At 59.8% G+C, this 21,363-nt stretch carries 22 protein-coding genes; 11 read left to right on the top strand and 11 right to left on the bottom strand.

Annotated elements, in window-relative coordinates; translation table 11 throughout:
• Positions 1–25: 25 nt before the first annotated feature.
• The 5 genes from HYPMC_RS04245 to HYPMC_RS04225 all read right to left on the bottom strand — a co-directional run bounded on the left by HYPMC_RS04245 (position 26) and on the right by HYPMC_RS04225 (position 4,916).
• On the bottom strand, positions 26–1,534 hold the full coding sequence (locus HYPMC_RS04245) for a catalase (protein ID WP_013946564.1): 1,509 nt from the start codon (positions 1,532–1,534) through the stop codon (positions 26–28).
• A gap of 132 nt (positions 1,535–1,666) precedes the next feature.
• Complete coding sequence (locus tag HYPMC_RS04240) at positions 1,667–2,314, bottom strand: class II aldolase/adducin family protein (RefSeq protein WP_244420974.1); 648 nt, start codon at positions 2,312–2,314, stop codon at positions 1,667–1,669.
• A 28-nt stretch (positions 2,315–2,342) separates the two neighbouring features.
• Positions 2,343–3,443: an S-methyl-5-thioribose-1-phosphate isomerase gene (mtnA, locus tag HYPMC_RS04235; protein ID WP_013946562.1), complete on the bottom strand. Its 1,101-nt coding sequence runs from the start codon at positions 3,441–3,443 to the stop codon at positions 2,343–2,345.
• Positions 3,433–4,143 carry an alpha/beta fold hydrolase gene (locus HYPMC_RS04230; protein WP_157135394.1) on the bottom strand — a complete coding sequence of 237 codons (711 nt, stop codon included), beginning with the start codon at positions 4,141–4,143 and terminating at the stop codon, positions 3,433–3,435. The genes mtnA and HYPMC_RS04230 overlap by 11 nt, the downstream gene beginning before the upstream one ends.
• A 233-nt stretch (positions 4,144–4,376) precedes the next feature.
• Positions 4,377–4,916, bottom strand: coding sequence for an adenine phosphoribosyltransferase (locus tag HYPMC_RS04225; protein ID WP_013946559.1), 540 nt, complete (start codon positions 4,914–4,916; stop codon positions 4,377–4,379).
• A gap of 126 nt (positions 4,917–5,042) precedes the next feature.
• On the opposite strand from HYPMC_RS04225, the gene HYPMC_RS04220 reads away from it, so the two are divergent.
• Positions 5,043–5,483, top strand: a complete 441-nt coding sequence (locus tag HYPMC_RS04220) for a hypothetical protein (RefSeq protein ID WP_013946558.1) — start codon at positions 5,043–5,045, stop codon at positions 5,481–5,483.
• 53 nt (positions 5,484–5,536) lie between these two features.
• Here HYPMC_RS04220 and HYPMC_RS04215 read toward each other — a convergent pair whose 3' ends face one another.
• The 4 genes from HYPMC_RS04215 to petA all read right to left on the bottom strand — a co-directional run bounded on the left by HYPMC_RS04215 (position 5,537) and on the right by petA (position 9,333).
• Complete coding sequence (locus HYPMC_RS04215) at positions 5,537–6,409, bottom strand: S-methyl-5'-thioadenosine phosphorylase (RefSeq protein ID WP_013946557.1); 873 nt, start codon at positions 6,407–6,409, stop codon at positions 5,537–5,539.
• Between the two features lie 98 nt (positions 6,410–6,507).
• Entirely contained in the window at positions 6,508–7,368 is an 861-nt protein-coding gene (locus tag HYPMC_RS04210) for a cytochrome c1 (RefSeq protein WP_013946556.1), read from the bottom strand.
• Between the two features lie 10 nt (positions 7,369–7,378).
• The gene (locus HYPMC_RS04205) at positions 7,379–8,695 is read right to left on the bottom strand and encodes a cytochrome b N-terminal domain-containing protein (RefSeq protein ID WP_013946555.1); all 1,317 of its coding nucleotides are present in this window, start codon (positions 8,693–8,695) and stop codon (positions 7,379–7,381) included.
• Positions 8,696–8,709: 14 nt separating this feature from the next.
• Positions 8,710–9,333 (bottom strand): ubiquinol-cytochrome c reductase iron-sulfur subunit, encoded by a 624-nt coding sequence (petA, locus tag HYPMC_RS04200; protein WP_013946554.1) that lies wholly within the window; start codon positions 9,331–9,333, stop codon positions 8,710–8,712.
• Positions 9,334–9,514: 181 nt separating this feature from the next.
• Here petA and HYPMC_RS04195 point away from each other — a divergent pair, with 181 nt between their 5' ends.
• The gene (locus tag HYPMC_RS04195) at positions 9,515–9,985 is read left to right on the top strand and encodes a tRNA (cytidine(34)-2'-O)-methyltransferase (protein WP_013946553.1); all 471 of its coding nucleotides are present in this window, start codon (positions 9,515–9,517) and stop codon (positions 9,983–9,985) included.
• Between the two features lie 77 nt (positions 9,986–10,062).
• The gene (locus HYPMC_RS04190) at positions 10,063–10,704 is read left to right on the top strand and encodes an isoprenylcysteine carboxylmethyltransferase family protein (RefSeq protein ID WP_013946552.1); all 642 of its coding nucleotides are present in this window, start codon (positions 10,063–10,065) and stop codon (positions 10,702–10,704) included.
• An 8-nt stretch (positions 10,705–10,712) separates the two neighbouring features.
• On the opposite strand, the gene HYPMC_RS04185 is transcribed toward HYPMC_RS04190, so the two are convergent.
• Positions 10,713–12,590 carry an ABC transporter ATP-binding protein gene (locus tag HYPMC_RS04185; protein ID WP_035575733.1) on the bottom strand — a complete coding sequence of 626 codons (1,878 nt, stop codon included), beginning with the start codon at positions 12,588–12,590 and terminating at the stop codon, positions 10,713–10,715.
• Positions 12,591–12,733: 143 nt separating this feature from the next.
• On the opposite strand from HYPMC_RS04185, the gene hemF reads away from it, so the two are divergent.
• The 3 genes from hemF (at position 12,734) to HYPMC_RS04170 (ending at position 16,284) form a co-directional block, all read left to right on the top strand.
• A complete protein-coding gene (gene hemF, locus HYPMC_RS04180) occupies positions 12,734–13,642 on the top strand; it encodes an oxygen-dependent coproporphyrinogen oxidase (RefSeq protein WP_013946550.1) in 909 nt (302 codons plus the stop codon).
• A gap of 238 nt (positions 13,643–13,880) precedes the next feature.
• Complete coding sequence (locus HYPMC_RS04175; RefSeq protein WP_013946549.1) at positions 13,881–15,050, top strand: DUF2235 domain-containing protein; 1,170 nt, start codon at positions 13,881–13,883, stop codon at positions 15,048–15,050.
• Between the two features lie 169 nt (positions 15,051–15,219).
• Positions 15,220–16,284 (top strand): alkene reductase, encoded by a 1,065-nt coding sequence (locus tag HYPMC_RS04170; protein WP_013946548.1) that lies wholly within the window; start codon positions 15,220–15,222, stop codon positions 16,282–16,284.
• 35 nt (positions 16,285–16,319) lie between these two features.
• On the opposite strand, the gene HYPMC_RS04165 is transcribed toward HYPMC_RS04170, so the two are convergent.
• Positions 16,320–17,564, bottom strand: a complete 1,245-nt coding sequence (locus HYPMC_RS04165) for a hypothetical protein (protein ID WP_155831186.1) — start codon at positions 17,562–17,564, stop codon at positions 16,320–16,322.
• Between the two features lie 119 nt (positions 17,565–17,683).
• On the opposite strand from HYPMC_RS04165, the gene HYPMC_RS04160 reads away from it, so the two are divergent.
• From HYPMC_RS04160 to HYPMC_RS04140, 5 genes are all read left to right on the top strand, one after another.
• Complete coding sequence (locus HYPMC_RS04160) at positions 17,684–18,340, top strand: CoA pyrophosphatase (RefSeq protein WP_013946546.1); 657 nt, start codon at positions 17,684–17,686, stop codon at positions 18,338–18,340.
• Complete coding sequence (locus HYPMC_RS04155) at positions 18,337–18,639, top strand: DUF6111 family protein (RefSeq protein ID WP_013946545.1); 303 nt, start codon at positions 18,337–18,339, stop codon at positions 18,637–18,639. Before HYPMC_RS04160 ends, HYPMC_RS04155 begins: the two co-directional genes overlap by 4 nt.
• A gap of 18 nt (positions 18,640–18,657) precedes the next feature.
• Positions 18,658–19,914 carry a CCA tRNA nucleotidyltransferase gene (locus tag HYPMC_RS04150; RefSeq protein WP_013946544.1) on the top strand — a complete coding sequence of 419 codons (1,257 nt, stop codon included), beginning with the start codon at positions 18,658–18,660 and terminating at the stop codon, positions 19,912–19,914.
• A gap of 94 nt (positions 19,915–20,008) precedes the next feature.
• The gene (locus HYPMC_RS04145; RefSeq protein WP_013946543.1) at positions 20,009–20,242 is read left to right on the top strand and encodes a hypothetical protein; all 234 of its coding nucleotides are present in this window, start codon (positions 20,009–20,011) and stop codon (positions 20,240–20,242) included.
• A gap of 227 nt (positions 20,243–20,469) precedes the next feature.
• Complete coding sequence (locus HYPMC_RS04140; protein WP_013946542.1) at positions 20,470–21,321, top strand: UDP-2,3-diacylglucosamine diphosphatase; 852 nt, start codon at positions 20,470–20,472, stop codon at positions 21,319–21,321.
• Positions 21,322–21,363: the final 42 nt, after the last annotated feature.

The following is a 21,363-nucleotide window of genomic DNA, read 5'->3' as shown; positions in this document are numbered from 1 at the left end:
TTAATCGTCGAAACGAACCGAGCGATCACTCGGCAGCTTCTGCGCCTTGCGGCATCTTCTGCTGCTGCGCCGTCTCGGAAGCTTTCTGTCGCGTCATGTGATCGAGCGCCGCGCGCACCCCGGCTTCATAATCCGGATGCACTTTCTTGAAATGCGCAAGCTGCCGCTCGGCGATGAAATCGGGGATACCCCACATCGCTTCGGCGACGTTCGAGAACAGCCGCGCTTTCTGCTCTTTGTTGAAGAGATTGAACAGCGCCGTCACCTGTCTGTAATCGTCGTTGCCATCGCGATGATTGAAACGATCGGCATCGCCCGAAATCTTCAGCGGCGGCTCCGCGACGGACTTGTCCTGCTCGGCACCATGAAACGAGTTCGGCTCATAATAGGCGTCCACGTTCCCCGTCTCCGGTGCGAAGAACCGCATCGGGCCGTCCTTGTGATAGTTATGAACGGGGCAGCGCGCGGCGTTCACGGGCAGATGCTCGTAGTGCGTGCCAAGGCGATAGCGATGCGCATCTGCATACGAAAAGATGCGCGCCTGCAGCATCTTGTCGGGCGAAAAGCCAATGCCCGGCACGATGTTCGACGGCGAGAATGCCGCTTGCTCGATCTCGGCGAAATAGTTCTGAGGATTGCGGTTGAGCTCGAACACGCCAATATCGATCGGCGGATAGTCCGCATGCGGCCAAACCTTCGTCAAGTCAAACGGGTTATACCAATGCTTGTCGGCATCGGCTTCCGGCATCACCTGAACCTGCATCTTCCACTTCGGGAACTCGCCGCGCTCGATAGCCGTGAACAGATCTTCCTGCGTCGATTCACGTGTGCGGCCGACGATCTCGCTCGCTTCACCGTTCGTCCAGTGCTTATGGCCTTGCAGCGTCTTGAAGTGGAATTTCACCCAGAAACGCTCGTTGTTGGCATTGATGAATGAATACGTGTGCGAGCCGTAGCCGTTCATGTTGCGAACGCCGACCGGCAAGCCGCGGTCCGACATCAGGATCGTAACCTGATGCAGGCTTTCCGGCGACAGCGACCAGAAATCCCACATCGCCGTCGGCGAGCGCATGTTGGTTTTCGGGTGCCGTTTCTGCGTGTGGATGAAGTCGGGAAACTTCATCGGATCGCGGACGAAAAACACCGGCGTGTTGTTGCCGACGAGATCCCAGTTGCCTTCACTGGTATAGAATTTGAGTGCGAAGCCGCGAACATCGCGCTCGGCATCCGCCGCGCCAAGCTCGCCCGCAACGGTCGAGAAGCGCGCAATCATCTCGGTCTTCGCGCCCGGCTGCAGCGCCTTCGCCTTCGTGTACTTCGAAATGTCGCCCGTAATCGTCAGCGTTCCGTAAGCGCCCCAGCCCTTGGCGTGGACGGTACGTTCCGGAATGCGCTCGCGGTTCTGATGCGCGAGCTTCTCGATGAGCTGATAATCCTGCATCAGCAGCGGACCGCGCGGCCCGGCTGACAGCGAATTCTGGTTGTCGGGGACCGGGGCACCCGCTGTTGTGGTGAGCTTCGTGGTATCGGTCATGTGATCATCCTTCCTGGAGGAAACCAAAGAGACCTAAGATCAGAAAAACTTAATCCACCAATCGAATCTTCAGGAAATGCTTATAAGACAATCTTATCGCGCAAAAAATTCTATAGGAGCGATTGGCCCTTTCTATCGGCGCTTCTGGTTTAGCTCCGCATTCCTGCCGTAGGCTTTAAAGCGCTCGGCAATCTCGAGCATTTCAGCATCATCGAGCAGATGCACATCAGCCAGTAAGAGTACTTTGTAGTACTGCTCGGCCAGAACTTCCACCTCTCGGGCCATTTCAAGTGCGTGCGCGAGCGAAGCTCCGCAAGCAATCTGACCGTGGTTGGCCATTAAACACGCATCTCGTTCACGAAGCCCGGCCGCAACATGCCGCGCGAGTTCATCCGTTCCGAACGTCGCGTAAGGCACGCACGGAATGTCCTTTCCGCCCGCGACCGCCACCATGTAATGAAATGCCGGAATGGATTTGTGCGCGCACGCCAGCACGGTCGCATGCAGCGAGTGCGTGTGCACAAGTGCATTTCGATCCGGGCGCGCGTGATACGCAGCAAGGTGAAATTGCCACTCGCTCGACGGCTTCAGTTGACCATCTGGAACGCTGCCGTCTGCGGCGACGAATACGATGTCGTCAGGGTCGGTATCTTCATACCGCTTGCCCGTCGGCGTGATCAGCATGCCGCCGCCGAACCGACACGAGACGTTACCTGAACGCCCTGGAGAAAGTCCCGAACGGCTCATCTCCAGAGCCGTTGCAATGACCTCTTTTCTCAACGATTTTTCGCTTGGCTGTTTCACGGGATCATGCCGCTGCGCTGGTCTTTTCAGGATAGAGCGACAGCAGCCCTTCCCGGGACGCCGCGCAAATGCCCCGCTCCGTGATGAAGCCCGTCACGAGTCTCGCAGGTGTCACATCAAAGGCCGGATTACGGGCATGCGTCCCTTCTGCCGAAATCAGAACCGACCCGAGTTCTCCATTGGGAAGCTTGCCCTGAACATACAGAACTTCGTCCTCGCTGCGTTCCTCGATGGGAATGTCGCTGCCTTTTTCGGTGCGCCAGTCGATCGTCGAAAACGGCAGCGCCACATAAAACGGAACCCGCATATCGTGCGCCGCAAGCGCCTTCAGATACGTGCCAATTTTGTTCGCAACGTCGCCGTTCGCCGTCACTCGGTCCGTGCCGACGATGACGAGATCGACGTCGCCAGCCTGCATGAAATGCCCACCAGCATTGTCCGCGATGAGGCTATGCGGAACGCCATGCTGTAAAAGCTCGAACGCCGTCAGCGCCGCGCCCTGGTTGCGCGGCCGCGTCTCGTCGACCCAGACATGCACCGGAATACCCGCGTCGTGTGCGTGATAGATCGGCGACGTGGCCGTCCCCCAATCGACGCACGCGAGCCAGCCCGCATTGCAATGCGTCAGCACGTTGACAGGACCACCGCCCTTGCGGATCGCGATCTCCTTAATCAACTTGAGGCCGTTGACGCCGATGTTCCGGCACGTCTCGACATCGTCCTCCGCCAGTTCTGCCGCGCGCGCGTAGGCGGCGACAGCGCGAATGCTCGGCGCCAGCGGCAGCAGCGTCGTGCGCAGATCTTCCAGCGCCCAGCGCAGATTGACCGCCGTCGGCCGCTGCGCACCGAGGAACGCAACCGCATTGTCAAGGCTCGCATCCGATGCATCGACACGCATCGCCAGCGCCACGCCATAAGCCGCCGTGACGCCAATCAGCGGCGCGCCGCGCACCTGCATCGTTTTAATGGCGCGCGCCGCATCCTCGACCGTCTTGAGCACCGGCCGCACGATTTTATGCGGCAGAAGCGTCTGATCGATGATGCCGATGGACCAGCCGTCCGGTTCGAGCCAGATCGTGCGCGAGGGCACTCCGTCAAGCTTCATGATGAGCCTCCGCGATTGACTTAGTGAAATTAACGATCTCGGCCGCCGCCTCGGCGGAACGCGTTTGCAATAGCATATGGGCACCGGGAATGACGACCATGCGTGCACGCCCGCGTTCGCAAACCGCACGCTGAATGGGCGACTTGCGGACGAGCCAATCGCCGCGCCCATGCAGCACCAGGATCGGACAGGCGAGTTGGGCGAAATCCCGCCGCACATCGACCTCCGCAATGGCCTTGAGCCGCGATGCCCGCACCGACCGTGACAGCGTAGCGACGATCCCTTCTACTTTTTTGACGAGTTCGGGATCGCCGAAAGGTCCCATCAGGACAGCATCGCGAAGTCGCGACGGCGTCGTTCGCGGATCGACGAGCGCCGCGCGACGAATGAAACAACCGGGCCACGGGTTCTTCACGAACGTTGCCGCCAACACGACACCCTGCACCTGCCGCCCGAGCTGCGTCGCGACACGAACGGCAACCGGCCCCGAAAACGACTCTCCCAGAAGAAATACCGGTCTTTTGCCGATCACGTTGCGCACGATTTCCGCATAGCCCGCGTACCCGAGCGACGGATCCTGCGGATAGCGTACGATTGTAACAGTCAGATCCGGAGCAAGCCGCACTGCCAAACGGTCGAACAGATCGCCTGTCCCGTCGAGACCGGGCAACAGGACAATCTCGATCGGACCGTTCGCCATGCTCACATTTGACCCGGACCGGGCAACGGAATGTGCAGCGAAGCATCAAGCCCGCAAGCGGCACACGTGAGCGCATACCATTCCGAATAGGGCCGCACCGACCTGTCGATAATTTGCAGCCCCGGCGTTTGGCAGACCGGACAAGTGTGAATCGTCCAAGGATCAGCCCGCCAAGCGGCAATCCGCTCGAACGCATCTGACAGATGTTCGCTTGGAAGGTCCACGTTTACTCCCTAGTGGCCTTCGAACGCGACAAGCGCGTGACTGGTGATGCCCAGATCGTCGAGCCGCTTCATGCCGCCAAGGTCCGGCAGATCGACGATGAAGGTTGCCCCAACCACCTTGCCGCCGGAACGCTGAACGAGCTTGACCGCCGCTTCCGCTGTGCCGCCCGTCGCGATCAGGTCGTCGACGATCAGCACGCGCGATCCACTCGCGAAAGCGTCCTCATGAATTTCGATGACGTCCACGCCGTATTCAAGCGTGTACTCCTGCCCGATCGTCTTCCAAGGCAGCTTGCCTTTTTTCCGGATCGGAATGAAGCCACATTCGAGGCGGTCGGCAATCGCGCCACCCAGAATGAACCCGCGCGCCTCGATACCGGCAACCGCGTCGATTTTCTGGTCCTCGAATGGCTTCGCCATGCCTTTGATCGCTTTTTTAAGCCCTTTCGGGTCGGAAAGAAGCGTCGTGATATCCCGAAACATGATGCCGGGCTTCGGATAGTCAGGGATCGTACGAATAAGCTCTTCGAGGGCGTCCAGGTTCTTCACAGTGCTCCACTCCGGTCAAATTGACGGCGCAAAATAGCAATATCGCTGGGTTCTAGGTAGATTTTGAGCAACGCTGCCGTGCTGAAACATTCGGCACTGGCGGCAGCCCTGCTTGAGGGAAGAGTAATGGCATCTCCAGGCACCTCCGCAATCGCAGGACCCGACCTCGACCCGCTTCTCGACGATACGGAAGACTTGCCGCGCACGCTGAGACGCGAAAAGGAAGCCCGCGCCCGGGAAGCACGCGAACGCGCAGCGCAGGAACGCGCGGCCGCGCCGACACTCTCGATGGGCCCAGACGATCGTTCACGGCCGCAGCCGCAGATCTACGCAGCATCCGATTTCACCCCCAATGCCGCTGCGGCGGCCGCAACGCTCGCGCCGGTGTCGGTCCGTAAAATCGACGTGCCCTTCGTCGAGCTGATGCTGTTCTTTCTGAAAGCCGTCATCGCCAGCATCCCCGCGCTCATTCTGCTCGGCACCGTACTATGGACGCTCGGCACCCTACTCGAAATGATCTTCCCCTGGCTCATCAAGATGAAGATCCTGATCAGCTTCCCGAACTAACGCACGCCTCTCCGGGCCACCCTCGGAACAATCCCGAGGATGATAATCAGGAGCTATCCCAGCACCCGCCCCGCAACCGCATCGAGCTTCTTCAAGAGTTCAGGATCGCGCGCTTCCGGGGGCGTGATCAGCGCAACTTCGAGTGCCCTGTCCGAGCCGATCGGACAAGCCGGATGCTCGCGCGGAAAATCCCGCGCGAGATGCGCGACGAGCCGCTGCGCTTTTTCTGTATTCGCGTGCATGACAGCAATGATCGACGCGACATCGACGTCTTCATGATCGTCGTGCCAGCAATCGTAATCCGTCACCATCGCGACGCTCGCGTAGCAAATCTCCGCTTCGCGCGCGAGCTTGGCCTCCGGCATGTTCGTCATGCCGATGACGTCGCAATCCCAAGACCGGTAAAGATTGCTTTCTGCGCGCGTGGAAAACTGCGGCCCTTCCATCGCGAGGTAGGTGCCGCCCTTGTGCACCTCGATCTTCTCGGCCTTCGCCGACTTTTCGAGCGCCTTCGTTAGCAGCGGACTGATCGGATCGCCCATCGCAACATGCGCAACGCAACCGTTGCCGAAGAACGACTTCTCGCGCGCGAACGTCCGGTCGATGAACTGATCGGGAAGCACGAAATCGCCGGGCTTGTATTTCTTCTTCAACGATCCGCACGCGGAAACCGAGATGAGATCGGTCACGCCAGCACGTTTAAGCGCATCGATATTCGCCCGATAGTTGATGCCCGTCGGCGACAGCTTATGCCCGCGCCCATGCCGCGGCAGAAACCGGATCGGCAATCCGTCGATATCAGCAAACAGAATTTCGTCCGAAGGTGTACCCCACGGACTCTCGATTGCCTTCCATTCAGGGTTGGCAAGGCCTGGCAGTTGATAGAACCCACTGCCTCCAACAATGCCCAGAACCGATGCCGTCATCACCCACCTTTTTCATTTTCAATGTACCCGCCAGTACAAAAGAAAAAAGGCTACGCAAGCGCAGCCTTCCAGTTTGCAAATCGTCACAAGCGCTCGGGTCAGTGCTTAATGCTGGCCCAGATCCGCCTCTTGCCCAGGTAGAGCAAGCCAGTGGTGACGATAAGATACAAAATGACCTGCCATCCGATCTGCTTGCGCGTATCGAGCGTGGGGTCGGCGGCCCATGACAGAAATGCGACAACGTCTTTCGCATAGTTATCGACGGTGTCGGGTGTGCCGTCCTGGTAACTGACGAGACCGTCGGAAAGCGGCGGCGGCATGCTGATTTGATGGCCGGGGAAAATCTTGTTGTAGAATTTTCCGTCCGTCAGTTTGAAATCTGCCGGCGGATCGGAATAGCCGTGCATGAGCGCATAGATGTAATCCGCGCCGCCCTCCTGATAGGCCTTGGCAATATCGCCGAGCATCAGGAACGGATGGATCCACCAACTTGGATTGCGCTCAACGCCGCGTGCCCGAGCGATAAGCGATAGATCAGGCGGCAACGCGCCGTTTTGCGCTGCCCGCGCTTCCTGATCGTTATGATACGGCCCCCGGATTGGATCAGACAGCAACGCCGGACGCTCGAACATCTTGCCTTCGTCGTTCGGACCGTCCGTGATTTGGTTCGGCCACGTCTTCGCCAGTTCCTTCACGGCTGCTTCCGGAAATTCCGGTCCTCCCGGCTGCACGAGATTGCGGAACGACAGATACTTAAGGCCGTGACAGTTCGAACAGACGTCCTTGTAGACCTGGAAGCCGCGCTGCAATTGCGCCTTATCGAATTGCCCGGTGAAGCCCGAGAACGACCACGTCTGCCGATGGATCTCCGGATGTCCCGCTTCCTCCGCAGAGGCGCTCGTAACCGGGAGCACGAACGAAAGCGCGAAGATCAATGAAAGTGAGATGCGCTGTTTCATCTGTCGCTCCTCACCGCGTCTCAGGTGCGGCAGCGGCACCCGACGGCAGCCCCGCTCCGCCCTTGCTGAGCACCGATTCCGTGATCGAGCGCGGCAGCCTTCGCGGCGTTTCAATAAGGCCGACGATCGGCATCGCAACGAGGAAGAACAGGAAGTAGCAGACCGTGAAGATCTGCGCGGCGACCACATACACACCTTCCGCCGGTTTCGATCCGAGATAGCCGAGCGATACGCAGGTGAAGACGAAGAACCAGAAGAACCACTTGAAGATCGGCCGGTACTTCGCCGACCGAATGCGCGATGTATCGAGCCACGGCGCGAACGCGATGATGATCACGGCGGAGAACATCGCGACGACGCCGCAAAGCTTGGCATACTGCCCGAGCGGAATGCCGAGGAACGAGCTCGTGAAGGCGCGCAGGATCGCGTAGAACGGCAGGAAATACCATTCCGGCACGATATGCGGCGGCGTCACCAGCGGGTTCGCTTCGATGTAATTGTCGGCGTGCCCCAGATAGTCCGGCACGAAAAACACGAACCACGCGTAAAGCAGAAGGAAAGCGAAAATCCCGACCGCATCCTTCGACGTCGCATAAGGATGCATCGGCACGCAGTCGGTTGGCTCCTTGAGATCGAGCCCTGTCGGATTGTTCTGCCCGACGATATGGAGCGCCCAGATGTGCAGCCCGACCACGCCCGTCAGCACAAACGGCAAGAGGTAATGCAGCGAGAAGAAGCGATTGAGTGTCACGCCCGAGACGGCATAACCGCCCCACAGCCATTCGACGACCGCCGTTCCGAGCCCGTTGACGATCGTATCGAGCGCGGAAAAGAGGTTGGTGATGACCGTCACGCCCCAGAAGCTCATCTGCCCCCACGGCAGCGTGTAGCCCATGAACGCCGTCGCCATCATCAGCAGCATGATCAACACGCCAAGGATCCACAGCACTTCGCGCGGGGCCTTATACGAGCCGTAATAGAAGCCGCGAAAGATATGGATGTAGACGGCGAAGAAGAACATCGACGCGCCGACGGCGTGGAAATTACGCAGCATCCAGCCGTAGTTCACGTCGCGGCGGATCTGCTCGATCGAATTGAACGCGCCTGTCGCGCTCGGCTGATAGTGCATCGCCAGCACCACGCCCGTCGCGATCTGTCCGACGAGGATCAGCGTCAGGATGCCGCCGAAGGTCCACAGGTAATTGAGGTTCCGCGGCGTTGGATAGTCGATGAACTGGTTCTTCACCACACGGCCGATCGGCAAGCGCTCGTCGAGCCACTTGCCCCACCGCGTTTCGGCCACGTAATTCGAGGTTCGGGCTCCCATATGCTCTCTCCCCCCTAACCGATTTTGATTTTTGTTGCGGTCGTGAACGCATAAGGCGGCACTTCCATATTGCGGGGTGCCGGTCCCTTACGAATGCGTCCGGAGGTATCGTATTGCGAGCCGTGGCACGGGCAGAACCAGCCGCCGTACTCACCGCGATCATCGCCGAGAGCTTGCCCCTTGGGAATGCAGCCCAGATGCGTGCAAATGCCGATGATGATGATCCAGTTCTCGTGCCCGGCCTTGGTGCGGTTAGCATCGGTTGCCGGATCGTCCGTCGGCAGATCCTCGTTCCGCGCCAGCGGATCGGGCAGATCCTTCACGGGTACAGCCAGCGCCGATTCGATCTCGGCCTTCGTCCGATTACGGATGAAGATCGGCTTGCCGCGCCACATCGCAGTGATCGCCTGCCCTTCTTTCACCGGAGCAAGATCGACCTCCACCGACGACAGCGCCATCGTGCTGGCGTCGGGGTTCATCTGCTGAATGAAAGGCCAAAGAAGCGACGCGGCGCCGACAGCGGCGAACGCGTTTCCAGCAACCACCAGGAAATCCCGGCGGTGCGGCTCTAAGGCATCTGTGCTCAACGCACGCCTCCCGCATTGGGGAACCAGAGCCAGAGGCTTCACCGGTTGCATAGGACAGTGCCTGCCGCCGATTGCCTATTTTTTGGTCTCTAGTTCGTTCATTTCTTCCCTAGTTGGATGTTTTGACAGCGTTTGATGCCGCTATCAATCGGAAAGCGCGACAAAAAGTGAGGGGCAATTTGGCGCACATGTCGCAGTAGACATGAATCTCTGAGATCCCCAGACACCCCGGATGCGCCTCGCCCTCTATCAACCCGACATTGCTCAGAACACCGGAACGATCCTTCGCCTCGGGGCCTGCTTTGGCGTGCCCGTCCACGTCATCGGCCCGACCGGCTTCGACATGAGTGATCGTTCCTTGAAGCGCGCCGCGCTCGATTACTTGCCTTTCGTCGATCTCACACGCCACGTAAGCTTCGATGCCTTCATGGCCGCACGACGCGCTTCCGCCGAACCGCCGGGGCGTCTCGTCCTTCTCACAACGAAGGCGACATCGACGCATTGCGACTTCGCTTTCGCGCCGAACGATACACTGCTGCTTGGCCGCGAAAGCGCCGGCGTTCCCGATGCCGTCCACAACCAAGCCGATGCACGCATCACCATACCGATGCGACCCGGTCTCAGATCGTTGAACGTTGCCGTCGCCGCTGCCATCGTGCTCGGCGAAGCGCTGCGGCAAACGCACGGCTTTCCCGCCGCCTGACGCGTCCCGCCCTGTCGCACGCGTGACACGCGAATGCTGCAAATCTGTCGGATCGCACCGACACGTCGCAGAATCGCATGCCGATCGACTTCATTCTGATCATTGCTGGCGTCGCCTCGGCGCTTCTGTTGATTGCGGGAATGCTGGCCGGCCGGATCAACGCCGCTTGGCGGATTTGGCCCGCGCCCCCGGTCGGGTCAGCAAAAAGCTTTGCCTTCTGGACACTTTTTCGGACGTTAAACGTCTCGGTCCTGATCCTCGCGGCTGAGCGTTTCCTGATAACGCTGTCCGGACCGCTAGCGCCGTTCCGCGTCGCGCTCGCTGCCGTCGCGTTCATCGCAGGTGTCGCTTATATTTATACGCTGTGGTCGCTCGGCCGAAAGGCAACCTACTGTCAGGCGAGCGGCCTTGAGACGACCGGTGTCTATCGCTGGACGCGAAATCCGCAATACGCGACGGCCATTCTCGCCTTCACGACACTCGGATTAGCGGCTTGGTCGTGGGACGCCACGCTTCTCGCAGCAGCACTCGTCATTGTTTATGCCATGATGGCGCGAACGGAAGAGCCGTGGCTCGAAGCCCGCTACGGCCGCGCCTATCTCGACTACAAGAAAGACGTGCCGCGCTTCTTCAATATCCGCCACGCGGCGAGCGAGCTTCAGGCTTTTTTGGCGCAGAAAGTTCCCGCTTTCGCCAGCAGCCAACGTAGCAAGCGTTAGCGGCGGGATTACTCAGCCGCCTCGCGTGCAAGGAAGCCGCCGGACTGGCGCAGCCACAGCTGGGCGTAAAGACCGCCGCGCTTCAGAAGGTCCGCATGCGAACCTTCTTCCACAATCCGGCCGTCTTCCATCACGACCAGCCGGTCCATCGCCGCAATAGTCGAAAGCCGGTGTGCGATCGCAATCACGGTCTTGCCGTCCATCAGCTTCTCGAAGCTCGATTGGATCGCAGACTCGACCTCTGAATCAAGCGCACTCGTCGCCTCGTCGAGCACCAGGATCGGCGCGTTCTTCAGCAACACGCGCGCTATCGCAATGCGTTGCCGCTGGCCGCCCGAAAGCTTCACGCCGCGTTCGCCGACATGCGCATCGTAACCCTTGCGGCCCTTAAGGTCCTCAAGGGCCATGATGAAGTCATGCGCCTCGGCCTGCTTTGCCGCGGCGATCACGTCCTCGTCCGTGGCATCGAGACGGCCGTAGAGGATGTTATCGCGCACCGACCGGTGTAATAGCGACGTGTCTTGCGTCACCATCCCGATTTCCGCGCGCAGGCTGTCCTGCGTGACACGCGAGATGTCCTGCCCGTCGATCAGAATACGGCCGCCTTCGAGGTCGTAGAACCGCAGCAGCAGATTGACGAGCGTCGACTTGCCAGCGCCGGAGCGCCCGACCAGACCAACCTTCTCACCCGGCCGCACCTTTAGCGAAAGATCCTCGATCACGCGCGGCGGCGCATCTTCTGCAGACGCACGTCCTGCTCCGTAGTGGAAATGAATGTGATCGAAGCGGATTTCTCCGCGCGGCACGACGACCGGCTTCGCATCCGGCGCATCGACGAGCAGATTCGGCCGCGAGATCGTCTCCATGCCTTCATGCACGACGCCGATGTTCTCGAACACGTCCGCAATCGTCCACATCACCCAGCCCGACATCGTCACGATACGAATGACAAGACCGCCGACGACCGCAATGTCGCCGACTGAGACGTGATGCAGAGTCCACAGCCAGATCGCCGTTCCTGTCGTCGCAACGAGCAGCAGGCCGTTGAGCGAATAGAGCGTGATTTCCATGCCGGTGATGAGACGCAGAGACGCCTGCCACTTCGTCATCTGCTCGGTCAGCGCCTCGCGCGCGTAGATATCCTCGCGCTCGGCATGCGCGAAGAGCTTCACGGTCATGATGTTCGTATAGCTGTCGACAATGCGGCCGACGAGCATCGAACGAGCTTCCGATGCTTCCGTCGAGCGCGCCTTGATGCGCGGCACGAAATAGCGCAGCGCCACGACGTAAGCGACGAGCCAAGCGATCAGCGGAATGGTCAGCCGCCAGTCGGATGCCGCAAACAGCAGCGCCGAACCGATGAACTGCACGCTTGCATACCACAGCGCGTCGATCAGCTGGACGACGCTTTCACGCAGCGATGTGCCCGTCTGCATGATCTTGTTGGCGACGCGGCCCGCGAAATCGTTCTGGAAGAAACCGAGGCTCTGCCGCAGCACGTAGCGATGCGTCTGCCACCGAATGCGCGTTGTGCAGCCCGCAGAAAGCATCTGGTTCTTGATGAAGTCGTGCGCCGTCGAGATGACTGGCCGCAGCACCAGCGCCACGAACGCCATGCCCGCCAGCATCCACCCGTAGCTCGAAACGAACGTCGCCGGATCGCCATGCGTCCGCATTTTGTCGACGATCGCACCGATAAAGCCCATCAACGCCACTTCGATGGTCGAGCCCAGGCAGCCAGCGATCAGGAGCAGCACGAAAAACGGCCAAAGAGGCTTGATAAAAAACCAATAGAAAGCCCACAGTGTATCGGGCGGGCGCACGATCGCGCGCTCGTCGAACGGCTTGATGCGGGTCTCACCCCAGCTCATAAGTCGGCGCAACATGATCTATCGCAATGACGAAAGCGGCGCCTGCTCGCAAAGTCGGGCTAGATCCGACTGGCGACGGCGACCGGATGTTGATCGTTGATGTCGGTTGGAGCTAAGGGTCTTTTCGGTCAAAAACAAGACATAGCTCAGATAAATCCATGAACGCCCCTGAAATGCCACTAGAGCAGAAAAAAGCCACCGCGCGTGCGTGGTTTGAAAAACTGCGCGACGACATCTGCACAGCGTTCGAGAAGCTGGAAACAAGCCTTCCCGAAGACGCTCCACACGGAAAAGACGCGCCGGGCACCTTCGTCCGCACGCCCTGGAATCGCGCCAAAGCCGGTGAACCTGATGCCGGCGGCGGCGTGATGAGCCTCATGCATGGCCGCGTTTTCGAGAAAGTCGGCGTGCACACATCCACGGTTTACGGCGAATTTGCCCCGGAGTTCCGCAAACAAATTCCCGGCGCCGAAGAAAACCCGGAGTTCTGGGCGTCGGGCATTTCGCTCATCGGCCACCCAATCAACCCTAACGTGCCTGCGGTTCATATGAACACGCGCATGATCGTGACGAACAAGTGGTGGTTCGGCGGCGGAGCGGACCTGACACCGGTGCTCGACAAGCGTCGCACGCAGTCGGATGCAGATACGCTCGCTTTTCATGCCGCCATGTACGGCGCCTGCGCCAACCACCCGATCGTCGATTACACGAAGCTCAAGAACTGGTGCGATGAATATTTCTTCCTGCCGCACCGGAACGAACCGCGCGGCGTCGGCGGCATTTTCTACGATTATCTGACGCCTTCCGATGCCGAAGGCGGCTGGGATGCAGCCTTCGCTTTCACCCAGGATGTCGGACGCGCATTCCACAGCGTCTATCCGATGCTGGTGCGTGGCAATTACACAATGCCGTACTCGGATGCGCAGCGCGAAGAGCAATTGATCCGCCGTGGCCGCTACGTCGAATACAATCTGCTCTACGACCGCGGCACGACGTTCGGTCTGAAAACCGGCGGCAACACGGAGTCGATCCTGTCTTCGATGCCGCCCGTGGTGAAGTGGCCCTGATTTTACAAACATGACGTCATCCTCGGGCTTGGCCCGAGGATGGCAGATTGCGGATATTGTGGCCGTTTCGCCATTCCTGAACACGTCCGTCGCCGCGTTTCCTGCTGCGATGGGTTTACCCTTCCGCACGCGTCCGTATAACCTCCGAGCGATCTAACCCTCGGGCCTTATGCGCGCCGAGAGCAAAGCGGGGCGAATGCCTCGTCTCGGCAGCGGAGGCCTTCGGGAGCACGGCAGGATGAAACGGCTCGTCTGCGCGCTCGACGGCACCTGGAACGATGATGACGACGCGTCACCGCTGACGAACGTCGCCAAGCTCAGCCGTGCGGTCCTTTACGAAGACAATCGAGGCGTCCGCCAACTCGTCCGCTATGTCGTTGGAATTGCCTCGTCGCAAGATCACGGCTTGGCCTTTCTCAAGGGCGCGCTCGGCTTCGAGATTGGCGACCGCATCAAGGCGGCCTATCAGTTTCTCTGCAACGCTTACGAGCCGGGCGATGAGATCTATCTCTTCGGATTTTCGCGTGGCGCTTACGAAGCCCGCAGCCTCGCAAGTTTCATCACTCTGTTCGGCCTCGCGGAGAAGGGCAGCGATTTTTCAATCGACGACGCTTGGCGCATATATCGCCAGCCCGAGCGCAAACGTAATTTCGACGCCATCGCAGAAATCGGCGCCGCCTGCCATTACCCGGTTCGCATTCGCTGTCTCGGCCTCTGGGACACCGTCGGCAATGTCGGCAATCCGTATCGATCTTGGGACTGGCTGAGCCGCAAATTCGATTATCACGACATGCGGCTGCACGACACCATCGACGTCGCGCTGCATGCGCTGTCGATCGACGAAGCGCGAAGCCCGTTCCGCCCGACGCTTATGACCTATCCCGAAGATGGCCGATTGCCATCGCGCCAGCACGTCGAGCAGATGTGGTTTGCCGGTACGCACGCCGACGTCGGAGGTGGTTGGCCGGAAACGGCTCTCTCGGACATCGCACTGCTCTGGATGGCCGAACGCATTCAGGCCAAGACGAGCCTCGCCATCGACATCGATAAGCTGCGCCGAGACAGCAAACCTGATCACCTCGGCTTGCAGCATGCGTCAGCAACCGGCTGGCCATACGCCTTCAGCCGATTGATGCCCGCAAACCGTGCGATTCAGCAGAGCCTCGAAGATCAGCCATTAACCAGCAAACGGCGCACCGGCAAAATCGGACGCGACCTGATTTCGCTCAACGAAAAAATCCACGAGAGCGTGCTTTTGCGTCTCGGACGAACCGTGAAAGAAGCCTGCAACGGCACCGTCCGGGATATCACCTATGAACCGGCCGCCCTTGCACAGCGAGCCGCTACCGGGCCTGATGAATCTGGTGTCGAAACAATCCCCGGCGCAGCAAGCGACAGGGCCGCGTGACGGCCGGCAGGAAGCCAAAACAAGAACATTGGCTCTTCCACCGCCTGGGGCGGTCGAAAGCCGCAGTTGTCCGCCAGATAGATCGTGCCACATGTTCACCGGTTCAGTTCTATCGAACTAGATGCACCCTCTCGACTGTTCCTTGCCGGCAAACTTCGGGAAATCCCCTATGACAACTCTGTTCGATCCGCTCAAAGCAGGCGCATTCTCGCTGAAGAATCGCGTCGTCCTCGCTCCGCTTACGCGCTGCCGCGCCAGCGCTGGTCGTGTGCCGAATGACATGATGCTTGAATATTACGTCCAGCGCGCCTCGGCAGGCTTGATGCTAACCGAAGCCACCTCCGTGACCCCGATGGGCGTCGGCTACCCCGACACGCCCGGCATCTGGTCGGAAGAGCAGGTCGCGGGCTGGAAGAAAATCACCGACGCAGTCCACGCGGCAGGCGGAACCATCCTGCTGCAACTCTGGCACGTTGGACGCATCTCCGACCCAATATATCTCGACGGCAAGCTTCCCGTTGCGCCCAGCGCCATCGCACCGAAAGGCCACGTCAGCCTCGTGCGGCCGAAGAAAGAATACGTGACGCCCCGTGCCCTCGAATTGAGCGAAATCCCAGGCGTCATCGCCGACTATCGCCGCGGCGCTGAGAACGCCAAACGCGCGGGCTTCGATGGCGTCGAAGTCCATGGCGCCAACGGCTACCTGCTCGATCAGTTCCTGCAGGATAAGACCAACAAGCGCACCGACGCCTACGGCGGCTCGATCGAAAACCGCGCCCGCCTGATGCTTGAAGTCGTCGATGTCTGCATCGAAGTCTGGGGCGCCGACCGCGTCGGTCTCCACCTCGCGCCCCGCGGCGACTCGCAAGACATGGGCGACAGCAACCCGCTCGAAACATTCGGCTACGTCGCGACAGAAGTCGGCAAGCGCAAGATCGCGTTCATCTGCACGCGCGAATATCAGGGACCGGACTCTATCAGCCCCGAGTTGAAGAAGCGTTTCGGCGGCGTCTTAATTGCCAATGAGAAATTCACCAAGGAAACGGCGCAGGCCGCCATCGAGGCCGGAACGGTCGACGCCGTCGCTTTCGGCAAGGTGTTCATCGCCAATCCCGATCTGCCGCTGCGCTTCAAGCTCGATGCGCCGTTGAATCCGCCTGATCCGGACTCGTTCTATGGCGGTACGGAAAAGGGTTACACCGACTATCCCGCACTTGAATCGCAAAACGCGTAACGACGCTTATGCGTGACTGAACGGAGGCCGTGCGCTCAGCGCTCGGCCTCCCGCCGCGCCTCGACTGCGTCGAAGGCATTCGCGAATTCCAATGAACCCGGCGTCGTCAGCGCGTGCGTCATGCGCCGGTCGAGTTCAGCCTGAAGCTGCGAGCCGGTCAAACCCATCACCATCTTGTTCACGTAATAAGCCCGCCGCGAAAAGAAGTTCGACGTGGGCGCGCGTGATCCCGCTCCATCCATCATCTCGAGCCCCGTGACGGGCCCCGCGAGATTCATCAGCTCGAGTTCGGCGCCCGACAGCGAACGCCGTCCATTCTTGGCGGCCAAATCCTGCAGTGTCTTGAGCTTCATCGCCTGCAGCATCGGCCCAATGTCACCGTCGATATTCAGAGTGTGAATACCCATACCCGCCTGCGTCTTGGCATAGGCCTGCTGCACATGCCATTCGAACGGCTGATGCTTGACGTTCGCGTACATCTTCTTCAGCACAACCAGCTTGTGCCGCAGCAGCGCTTTTCGGGCCGGCGAATTGCGCGGATCATGATATCTCGCAGTCAGCAGCCGAATGAATGTCGGCCCGCTGCGCGCCAGTTCATTGATCGAATTGGCATCGAGAAGCTGGCCATAGCCAATGGCGCTGGAAATGGCGCGGCCTGTCTTCTTGATCGGATGAATTCCGGCCTGCGTATCGTAGGTGCCGACGCCACCCGTTTCGAGCGCGTAGACACGCACCACCTGCTCCTTCGACAGACCGAGGGCCGCAGCCTCTGACGCATAGCGCAGCTTGAACTCTTTTTCCGTCACGCGTTCGGGCACGAAGTTGTAGACGCGCTTCGCGGCCGCGAGGTAGTCGGGAATGGTTGCCAGCTCCCGGCTTGGCGACGGGTTGGCCTCCCGCTGCGCATCCAGGAATCGGCCATATTTCGACGCGAGCGAACCTGACAGCGACGGCCCTCCATACTTTGGCGGAAAGCTCATCACGTAGTCGTTTGCCGAAAACGGAATATCCTTTGCGCGTTTACGCTTGCGAAGAGTTCGCTTCTGCTCGACCGCATCCCAGTAGGCATCGAGCTTCTCTTCGAAATTCTGTCGCGCCGTCTTCCAGACTTGAAAAGCTTCTATCTCGCTATCGGACAGCGACGTCAGAAAATCGATGGTCGACATCGCGGTCGCGCGCGGCGGCGCGATCGGCACCATGAGGCAAACCAGCGTGAGCGCCAGGGCGGGCGCCGAAATGCCCTGCTTCCGAAACGGCGATGTCATACGTAAGTAAGCCACGCGCAGTCCCATCTGCCCCTAAACACGACGCAAGTTAAATGACGAATCAAAAATAGCGTGATTCAGCCGCCCCCGGCCACCCCAGGACGGTCACGCTTCAATTTCTGCCAGGTTGCGAAATGAACCCGCTTTCTGCCTCCAATATGGCAACGCCGGATATCGAGGCTGCCGATTTCGAGCGCCTGGCACGTGCGCGGCTGCTTGCGAGCCCGCCTGAACTGAATGAACCGCAGTCACCTGGCGATGACGATCTGAACCCCGGCCTCGGTCCATTTTCCGCTGGCCTGCGCCACGCAGCCGTCCTGGTACCCATCGTCGCCCGTGAGCCTCTGACCGTGCTGCTGACGGCACGAACGGACCATTTGCCCTCGCACGCCGGACAAATCGCCTTCCCCGGCGGGAAAGTCGAGCAGCAAGACGCAACGCCTCTCGCTGCTGCGCTGCGGGAGACGCGCGAAGAGATTAACCTGGATGCGGCTTTCATCGAGCCGGTCGGTTATCTCTCGCCTTATCGCACCGGCACCGGCTACATCATCACGCCCTCGGTCGCGCTCGTACGTCCGGGCTTCACGCTTACGGCCAATCCGGACGAGGTCGCCGACGTTTTCGAGGTTCCGTTTGCCTTTTTGATGAACGAAGCCAATCACGAGATCCACAGTCGCGTCTGGCGCGGTGCAGAACGCAGGTTCTATGCGATGCCTTACGGTGAACGCTATATATGGGGCGCGACAGCGGGAATAATCCGCACGCTCTATCGGAGACTGTTCAGCACATGATCCGCATCGTTACCGAGAATATTTTTTTCTTCCTGCTGCCGACGTTCCTCTACATCGCCTGGATTGCATTCTCCGAAGATGAATGGCCTGGCCTGATGACGGTCTTGAGCCGTGCCCCCTTGATCCGTCTCTTCTTTGCCGGCGCTGCCGTGATGCTCGCGACGCTCGTCGTGTTTTCGTCCCGCACCTATAACAGCCCCGACGACGTCTATGTGCCCGCCTCCGTCGTCGACGGGAAGCTCGAACCGGCGCGCAGCATTCACGAGACGAAAACGCTGCCCCCGACGGCAAAGCCGTGATTGCAGGACTGAAACGGCATGACTGATACAGCCATCAAATCGACCCGCATGAGTGCCGAATGGCTACGAGCCCCGGCGCTTGCAAAGGTCTTCGCCGCGCTTTCTGCCGGCGGGGCGGAAGCCCGCGTTGTCGGCGGCGCTGTGCGCAACGCAATGATCAACCGCCCCGTCAAGGATATCGACATCGCAACGACAGCTCTGCCCGCCGACGTCATGCGCCTCGCTGCCAATGCCGGTCTTGGCGCATATCCGACTGGCATAGACCACGGCACCGTTACCGTTGTCGCTGACAAGCGATCCTTTGAAGTGACGACGTTGCGCCACGATGTCGAGACGGACGGCCGTCATGCCGTCGTCACCTTCACCACCTCCTGGGAAGAAGACGCCGCCCGCCGCGACTTCACGATCAACGCGCTTTATTGCTCGGCCGACGGCATCGTCTACGATTTCGTCGGCGGCCTCGATGATCTACGCCAACGTCGCGTTCGCTTCATCGGCGATGCCGAGGCACGCATCCGCGAGGATTACCTGCGCATTCTGCGCTTCTTCCGTTTCAGCGCCGAATACGGAAAGGGCCAGCTCGATCCCGCAGGGCTGGCGGCAGCAAATGCCTTGAAAGACGGACTATCGCTGCTCTCCGCTGAGCGCGTCCGCGCCGAAATGCTGAAACTGCTCGCAGCGCTGAACGCCGTCGATGTCGTCAACGCCATGGAAAAAAGCGGCATCCTTCAGCTTGTCGTCAGGACGCGCCTCGAACCTGACCGCTTTGCGCGCTTCGTTGCGATCGAAGCCGCACTGGGCGAGCCACCCGATGCGCTCGCGCGCCTTGCCGCGCTTGCCGTCAACAATCCGGAAGATGCAGCCTTTCTCGGCCGCGAGCTTCGGCTCTCGAATGCCGAAGCCGAGCGTCTCAAAAGCGCATCCGCAGGCGATCCCGGCATCGCCCCGGAAACGTCCGAAGCGATTGCACAAGCTGCACTTTACAGGCTCGGCGCCGATGCCTTCGCGCGCGCCGTCCGCCTTGCCTGGGCACAATCTGGTGCCCCCAGCACCGATCCGCGCTGGCGCGCCCGCGCATTACTCGCCGATCGCTGGAAAATTCCGGTCATGCCCTTCACCGGGAACGACGTCCTTGCACTCGGCATTCAACCAGGTCCGAAAGTCGGCGGCATCCTTAGTGCCTTCGAGCGCTGGTGGATCTCGGAGAATTTTCCCGCCGATGCTGAACGTCAAAGCAGAATGCTTAAAGAGCTGGCGCGCGAAGCTGTTACTTAACAAATCATTAAATTTCACTTCACCTTTGCTTATGCTCCGACTAAAGTCTCTCTCCGGGGTTCACCCATTTGTATCGCGTTGAGGAGACACCCTGATGGACAGCATCGGCCGTGAGCGTGAACGTTCGCTCAAGTTCGTTCAAATCGTCTTCGCCGTTCTCGCTCTTCTCAGTCTGACTGCAGCATTGGCCGTATCGACAAGGGGCGTCGATATGGGCCTTCCCGAAAATTCGACATCACCGATTGCGCTGGCGTTTCTTCTAGTTGGCGCTGTCGACACCATTCTGCTCTACGCCTGGGAGCATATCTTTCAGCGCATCGAATACTGATACGAAATTGCGCTGCCGTCGCGTGGATGGCAGCGCAATCATCAGTGTGTGGCATATTCGCCATATGACACTTTTGCGGCGATCGAAACCGCCGGCATATCTCGCGCGCGCCGCCTCGCGCTGTTGGTAAACCCATAAATAGCTGCGATTTCTTACACTCAACACTACCGGCCGCAGGCGTTCGTCATACGCCTGTTACATGAATCCCGTCCTACGTTTTACATGAAATGCATAGACGCATTTATGGGAAGCGCACTGACTGGGGGCCGACCTTGAGCGCACCAAATCCGGAATTGAACTACCGAACCGTTTTTATTTCCGACATTCACCTCGGAATGCGCAATTGCCAATCGACTGCTCTTCTCGACTTTCTGAAATACGTCGAATGCCAGAACCTCTACCTCGTCGGCGATATCGTCGATTTCTGGAAAGTCCGCCGCGGTCCTTATTGGCCGCAGAGCCACAATGACGTTTTGCAGAAGCTTCTGCGCAAGGCGCGTAAAGGCACCCGCGTCGTCTACATTCCGGGCAACCACGATGACGGCCTGCGCGACTATACCGGCATGAATTTCGGCGGCGTCGAAATCCGCCGCGATGCCATCCATGAAGCCGCCGACGGCAAGCGCTATCTCATTCTGCACGGTGACGAATTCGACGTCGTCGTGCGCTACGCCCGCTGGCTCGCATTTCTCGGCGACCGGTCTTATGACGCAGCTCTCGCGCTCAACGTGCCGCTGAACTTTGCTCGCCGCATGTTCGGCCTCGGTCATTGGTCGCTTTCGGCTTTTCTGAAGCACAAAGTGAAAAGCGCCGTGAACTACATCGGCGAATTCGAGGACGCGCTGGCCGGCGAGGCCAAGCGCCGTGAGGCGCAAGGTCTTATCTGCGGCCACATCCATCACGCCAACTCGCGCCAGATCGACGGCATTCACTACATGAACTGCGGCGACTGGGTCGAAAGCTGCACCGCCATCGGCGAACGCTTCGACGGCCAATTTGAAATCATTCGTTGGAAAGAGCACTTGGCCGCGCGCGCCTCACAGGCACCTTCCGGCCGCTGGTTGATTGAAGCCGCTTAACGGCAATTATGCCGGACGAAAAGCGAGCCGGCGAACGGAGTA

Source organism: Hyphomicrobium sp. MC1 (assembly GCF_000253295.1).
GTDB lineage: Bacteria > Pseudomonadota > Alphaproteobacteria > Rhizobiales > Hyphomicrobiaceae > Hyphomicrobium_B.
This window is presented reverse-complemented; position numbering and strand designations above follow the sequence as displayed.